Consider the following 6381-nt stretch of genomic DNA (forward strand, 5'->3'; position numbering starts at 1 on the left):
CTCATGCCTCCATGGAGCGCCAGGGCGCGCCAGCCGCGGCCGTTGAGCGAGACAGAGAGCTCATCCACCTCGGTGCGGGTGCGGCAGAAGACGAGGGCCGCCGTGGGCGACTCCACATCGAGGACGCGGCACAGCGTGGCCACCTTGAAGGCTCGTGGGACGATATAGGCCGTCTGCCTCACGCGGGGCAGCTCGCCCGGCTCCACCTTCTCGCGGGCGATGCGCACGCGCACGGGCTGGCGGAGGTGGCGCTCGGCGATGCTGGCGATGCGGGCCGGGAGCGTGGCGGAGAAGAGCGCCGTCTGACGCTTCTCAGGGGTGGCGGACAGGATGGCCTCGAGATCGTCGGCGAAGCCCATGTCGAGCATCTCGTCGGCCTCGTCCAGCACGACCACCTGCACGTCCTTGAGCAACAGTGTCTTGCGCTGGAGGTGGTCGAGCGCCCGACCCGGGGTGGCGACGACCACGTCCACTCCGCGCTTGAGCACCCGGAGCTGCTGGCCGATCACCTGCCCTCCATAGAGGGGGACCACGCTGATGCCCAGCTTCTGGCCATAGCGGTGGATGGCCTCGGCCACCTGCATGGCCAGCTCGCGCGTAGGCACGAGCACGAGCGCGGAGGTGGTATGCGGCGCGCGGCGGCCGGGCGTGAGGCGCTGCAGGAGAGGCAGGGCGAAGGCCGCCGTCTTGCCCGTCCCCGTCGCGGCAATGCCGAGAAGATCTTTGCCCTCGAGCAGCGGAGGGATCGCCGCGCGCTGAATGGGGGTGGGCTCCTCGTATCCGAGGGCGCGAATGGCCTCGACGAGGGGAGGGCTGAGCCCCAGGGAATCAAAGCTGGCTTCGGCAGGAGTTGTGGGTTCCTTCACAGTGGGCGCTTGTAGCATCCCTTCAAGCTCCGGGCTGCCAGAACACGCGCCGACCGTTGTGCGGTGTATGAAGGGGCCATGACCGAGCAGAACCCACGTCCCTCCAACGCCCCTCCCCCTCAGCTTGGGCGCGTGGCGTTCCACGCCGTGGCCTCGGGCCTGACGCCGCTCATCCCCATCCCTTTCCTCGATGACTACGCCCTGCGCCAGGTTCGGGAGCGAATGGTCCGTGCGCTCCTCCAGGACCACAGCCTGCCCACCCCGGCCAAGGCGGTCTCGATCCTCGCCGGCTCGCAAACGTCTTCCACCGTGGGTGGCCGGGTGCTCGGCATGCTCAAGTCGCTGGCGCTGCGCCCCGTCAAGAAGCTCTTCCGCAAGGTCTTCCTCGTGCTGTGGGTGAAGGACTGCGTGGACATGGCGTCGTACTCCCTGCACCACGGCTATCTGCTCCAGCATGCCCTGTCCCGCGGCGATCTGACCGCGCTCACGCTGGGGGGAGACGCGCCGCGCCGCGTGCACGACGCCATCCGCGCGGCCTGCAAGGAGCAGGACTCGCGGCCTGTCAACCTGCTCCTGGGACGGCTCTTCGCCAGCAGCCGGCTGCTCCTCTCGGAGGCCACCCAGGCCCTGATGAGCCCGCTGCGCGGACAGCCCCGAGTCCCCGAGAAGGGAGAGGAAGCCGAGGTGGCCTCGCTGGCGGACCGGCTCGCCTCAGCCCTCTGGGAGCAGCGCGGCTACTTCACCACCCTGGAAGAGCGCTACCAGAAACACCTGCGCAAGACCGGCTGAGATTGCAGGCGTCCGTGGGATGATATGAGCGGCGAGAGACACGGCTCGCGCTCAGGAGCACTGGACATGAAGACCATCCTCGTCGTCGGGGCAACGGGCAACATCGGCAAGGAGATCGTGGCGCAGTTGGCACGCGCCGGCGGCGTGAACGTCGTGGCAGCCTCGCGGGACGTGGCTCGAGCCAAGGAGCAGTTCCCCGGTGTTCGCGTGATCGAGCTCGATCCGGACCGGCCGGACACGCTTCCCCCAGCGCTCCAAGGCGTCGACACGGTGATCCAGGTGAACCCCATGTCGCCGGTCATGGCCCAGCAGGCCAGGAGCCTGGCCCAGGCCGCACGCCAGGCTGGGGTGAAGCACCTGGTGCGCAGCAGCTTGATGGGCGTGGGCGAGCCTGACCTCATCAGCGAGGCGGTATGGCATGCAGAGGCGGATCAGGCGATCGCGGACAGCGGCATTCCGTTCACCCTCCTGCGGCCCAATCAGTACTTCCAGAACTTCATCAGCGCTCGCAACAACCAGACGATTCGCAGCCAGGGCTTCATCGCCCTGCCGCTCGGAACGAGCCGGGTGAGCAACATCGACACGCGCGACATCGCCGAGAGCGCGGCGCGGGTGGCGCTCTCCTTGGGGACCGAGCACCATGGCAAGGCCTACGTGCTGACGGGCGCCGAGGCGTCAACCATGGAAGAGGTGGCCAAGGTCATGGGCGACGCGATCGGCAAGCCCGTGCGCTATGTCGCGGTCGAACCCGAGAAGTTCCAGCAGGGCCTGCTCGGCGCGGGCCTCCCGCCAGTCATCGTCGACGCCATCCAGGGCTGGTTCGCGTACTGCAGGGCGGGCAAGGCCGAGCGCGTGACAAAGGACGCTGAGCAGCTGCTGGGCCGCAAGCCGCGCACGCTGCGCCAGTTCGTGCAGGACCACGTGGGCCTCTGGCGCTAGGCGGGATGAAGCGGCAGGTCACTCCCCCTTTGGTAGTACGAAGCGCGCTGCAGAACGCGCCAAGGAGAGAGAAGGAATGCGACAGTCGGTAGAGCTGGCCAGCCTGTTCCTGTTCGCCGCGATCGTCGTCGGCTCGCCGGACCGCGCCGCGGCCGCCGACCCCGAGCCGGTGCCGCCGCACCACTCGTTCACCCTTGAGTCCGCGACGCTCAAGGAGACCCGGCGCATCAACGTCTACACGCCACCGGGCTACGACGCGAAGGGGGCCACGCGCTATCCAGTGCTGTACATGCCCGACGGTGGCGTACAGGAGGACTTCCCGCACGTCGCCACCACCATCGACACCGCGATCCGAGCGGGCGAGCTGCGGCCGCTGATCCTGGTCGGCATCGAGAACACCGAGCGGCGGCGCGACATGACCGGCCCGACCGAGGTGGACGCGGACCGCAAGATCGCCGCACGCGTTGGCGGCTCGGCTGGGTTCCGTGGCTTCATCCGGGACGAGCTGATGCCGCAGGTGCGCCGCCGGTACCGCGTGAAGGACGAGACTGCGATCATCGGCGAATCCCTCGCCGGGCTGTTCATCGTGGAGACGTTCTTCCTGCAGCCGAAGCTGTTCGACACCTATATCGCCTTGAGCCCGAGCCTCTGGTGGAACAACGAGGAGCTGGTGCGCAAGGCCAGTGAGCGCCTCAAGGCCGGGACAGATCTGCGCAACACCCTGTATCTCTCTTCCGCGGACGAGGAGGACATCGTCGCCGCCGCCGCGCGCCTGGCGGAGACGCTCCGCACGACTGCACCGGCCGGGCTGAAGTGGCAGTACGAGCCCAGGCCGGACCTGCGCCACGACACGATCTACCGCGCGGCATCGCCGCAGGTGTTGCGCAAGTGGTTCGCGCCCGGAGCCTCGAATCGAGAGAGAGGCATGGTCCCTTGAACTGCCCGAGCTGTGGCACGGCCCTTCTGCTGGAGGGGGTCGCCCGGTGTCCATACTGCGGCGCACAGATGCCTCTCCCACGTGGGCCCTTGCTGCTCTCGCCCACGAGCCGCTTCATCGTGAAACGGAGCGAGGAGCAGCTCCGCCTGCACTCTCGCTGGTACCAGAAGGGAATGTGGCTCCTCGCTCCCTTCGGTCTCATGATGCTCGGGATCTACGCCGCAACCGCACCCGCTGACTTCCAGAAAGGCCAGATCCTTACGACTGCGTTCGGCGGTCTGGTCATCGCCGGCCTCAACTACCTGCTGCTCGCGGTGTTGTGGAACCGGACGGAGATCGTCGTGACCCGGGCGACCCTGCGCGTGCGCCGAGGCCCCGTGCCATGGCCTGGCTCGAAGGAGATCCCCACCCGTCACATCCTCCAACTCCATGTGCGTGAGAACTGGCATCAGGACAAGCGCTCACCGCATCGCAAGACACGCTCCTTCTCACTGGAGGCGCTGATGCAAGGTGAATACTCCGTCCCCCTGCTCGATGGGTTCAAACATGAGAATGAGTTGACCCCACTCGAACAAGAGATCGAGCGCTGGCTCGGGCTGGAGAACCTCCCCGTGGAAGAGGAGCCGCCTGCCACGAAAGCGTCGTCGACGCGACCGGGAACAAGGCATCGTCCATGAGGTGGCTGGTGAGCCGAGTGCCCAGGAGAATGGACTCCAGCCAGCAATAGGATTATCCCCTCCTCTGCGTGAGTCCTCCCATGCGATCGATCGACACCGGCCCGGACGCCCTGGGCACGCCCAACACCCGGGCCTGGGCGACGCCGCTGGAGCTGGGCCTGCTCGGCGCGATCTGGGGCGCCTCCTTCCTGTTCATGCGTGTGGCCGCCAAGGACTTCGGCGCGGTGCCGCTGGTCGAGCTCCGCCTGGGGCTGGGCGCGCTGGTGCTGCTGCCGTTCCTCTGGCGGGCGCGCTCGTCCTTTCCCCTGAAGCTGTGGCCCAAGCTCGCACTGATCGGCGCGATCAACTCGGCGATCCCGTTCGTGCTGTTCGCCTGGGCCGCGCAACGCGCGCCGGCCGGCGTCGCCGCGATCACCAACTCGATGGCGGTGCTGTTCACCGCGCTCGTCGGCTTCCTGTTCTTCGGAGAGAAGATCGGCCCGCAACGCGCGATCGCGCTGGCGGCCGGCTTCGTCGGTGTCGTGGTGCTCGCCAGCGGCAAGGCAGCGGGCGCGAGCGTCGGCTGGGCGGTGATCGCGGGCTGTAGCGCGGCCTTCCTGTACGGCATCGCCGCGAACGTGTTGCGCCGGCATTTGGCAGGTCTGCCGCCAGCGGCCGTCGCCGCCGCAACGCTGGGCACCTCCGCCCTGCTCACGCTGCCGTTCGCGATCGCGCAATGGCCGGAGCATGCGATCCCGGTCATGTCGTGGTTCTCCGCGGCCATGCTCGGCGTGCTCTGCACGGGCATCGCCTTCGCCATGTACTACCGCCTGATCCTGCGGATCGGTGCCGCCCGCGCGGTGACCGTGACCTACCTCGTTCCGCTGTTCGGCGTGGCGTGGGCGTGGCTGCTGCTCGACGAGCCGCTGACGCTGACCATGGGCATCGCGGGTGTGCTCATCCTTGGCAGCGTGGCGCTGAGCCAGCGCGCCACGCGTTGAGCGGCTGATCCTCCGCGGCTACATGTTCTCCGGCGTCGGGATACCCAGCAGCGTCAGCCCCGCTGCCAGCGTCACGCGCGTGGCGTCCGTCAGCGCGAGCCTCGCGGCACGCAGCCCCTCATTGCCCTCCACGAGGATGCGCTTGTCCCGCTCCTGGTTGCCCAGGGTGAAGTAGCGGCTGAAGGCAGCGGCCAGATCCAGCAACAGGCGTGCAACGAGGCTCGGCTCGTACTGCTCGGCTGCCTCCCGCACCACCTCCGGCAGGCGAGCAATGACGCGCAGCAGGGCCTGCTCTTCGGGCAGGAGCAGCAGCGCCCCGTCGTAGCTGGCGGGCGCGCCCCCGCCCTTGCGCAGCACGTTGCAGGTGCGCGCGTGCGCGTACTGGAGATACGGGCCGGTGTGGCCCTCGAAGCTGATCACCTCTTCCCAGTCGAAGGCGTAGTCACTGGTGCGCTTGTGCTTCAGGTCTCCGAAGACGATGGCGCCCAGGCCAATCTGCTCGGACAGCACTTCCGGATCGTCCGTCTGGATGCGCCCTTCCTGCAGGTTCTCCTGCACCTTGGCCATCGCCAGCGCCTTGGCTTGATCCAGAACGTCATCGAGCATCACCACCTCGCCCTTGCGCGTGCTCATGCCCTGCACACGGCCGAAGTAGGTGTGCACCAGCCGGCTCGCCCACGGCTTGCCCAGCTTCTCCAGCACCAGGAAGAACTGCTTGAAGTGCAGCTGCTGATCCTTGGCGACGACGTAGAGGGCCTTGTCGAACTGGAAGCGCGCGTACCGGTCGATGGCGGCGGCCAGATCCCGCGTGGTGTACAGGGTGCTGCCGTCGTTCTTCTTGAGCATCACCGGCGGCTCGCCCTCGGCATAGGGCAGATCCACCACGAGCGCGCCCTTGGACTCCTTCACGCCCACCTTCTGGGAGACTTCCTCGATAACCGCCTCCATCTTCCCCTGGTAGCGGCTCTCGCCCTCGAGGTGCTCGAAGCGAATGCCCAGCCGCGCGTAGATGCGCTCGAACTCGCGCAGGGAGGTGTCGCGGAACTGCTGCCAGAGCGCCAGGGCCTCGGCGTCCCCGGTCTCCATGCGCCGGAAGAAGTCGCGCGCCCGCTCGTCGAAGGCGGGCTCGGCCTCCGCGCGCCGGTTGGCCTTCACGTACACCTCGACCAGGTGACCCATCTCTTCCTTGCGCG

General features: G+C 68.0%; 7 protein-coding genes. 5 read left to right on the plus strand and 2 right to left on the minus strand.

Annotation, left to right across the window (positions count from 1 at the left end; translation table 11 throughout):
- A partial coding sequence (locus VD972_RS23445) for a DEAD/DEAH box helicase (protein ID WP_324990562.1) occupies window positions 1-866 on the minus strand: 866 nt, incomplete at its 3' end.
- Between the two features lie 78 nt (window positions 867-944).
- Between VD972_RS23445 and VD972_RS23450 the strand changes: the two genes are divergently transcribed.
- From VD972_RS23450 to VD972_RS23470, 5 genes are all read left to right on the plus strand, one after another.
- Window positions 945-1655 (plus strand): hypothetical protein, encoded by a 711-nt coding sequence (locus VD972_RS23450; protein WP_324990564.1) that lies wholly within the window; start codon window positions 945-947, stop codon window positions 1653-1655.
- Window positions 1656-1721: 66 nt separating this feature from the next.
- Window positions 1722-2594 carry an SDR family oxidoreductase gene (locus VD972_RS23455; protein ID WP_324990566.1) on the plus strand — a complete coding sequence of 291 codons (873 nt, stop codon included), beginning with the start codon at window positions 1722-1724 and terminating at the stop codon, window positions 2592-2594.
- Between the two features lie 76 nt (window positions 2595-2670).
- Window positions 2671-3531, plus strand: coding sequence for an alpha/beta hydrolase (locus VD972_RS23460; protein WP_324990567.1), 861 nt, complete (start codon window positions 2671-2673; stop codon window positions 3529-3531).
- A 173-nt stretch (window positions 3532-3704) separates the two neighbouring features.
- Window positions 3705-4208, plus strand: a complete 504-nt coding sequence (locus tag VD972_RS23465; RefSeq protein ID WP_324990568.1) for a hypothetical protein — start codon at window positions 3705-3707, stop codon at window positions 4206-4208.
- A gap of 80 nt (window positions 4209-4288) precedes the next feature.
- Window positions 4289-5188: a DMT family transporter gene (locus tag VD972_RS23470; RefSeq protein ID WP_324990570.1), complete on the plus strand. Its 900-nt coding sequence runs from the start codon at window positions 4289-4291 to the stop codon at window positions 5186-5188.
- An 18-nt stretch (window positions 5189-5206) separates the two neighbouring features.
- Here the strand turns inward: VD972_RS23470 and argS are convergent.
- A partial coding sequence (gene argS, locus VD972_RS23475; protein ID WP_324990571.1) for an arginine--tRNA ligase occupies window positions 5207-6381 on the minus strand: 1175 nt, incomplete at its 5' end.

It is taken from the genome of Hyalangium sp., from assembly GCF_035629615.1.
Taxonomy (GTDB): domain Bacteria; phylum Myxococcota; class Myxococcia; order Myxococcales; family Myxococcaceae; genus Hyalangium.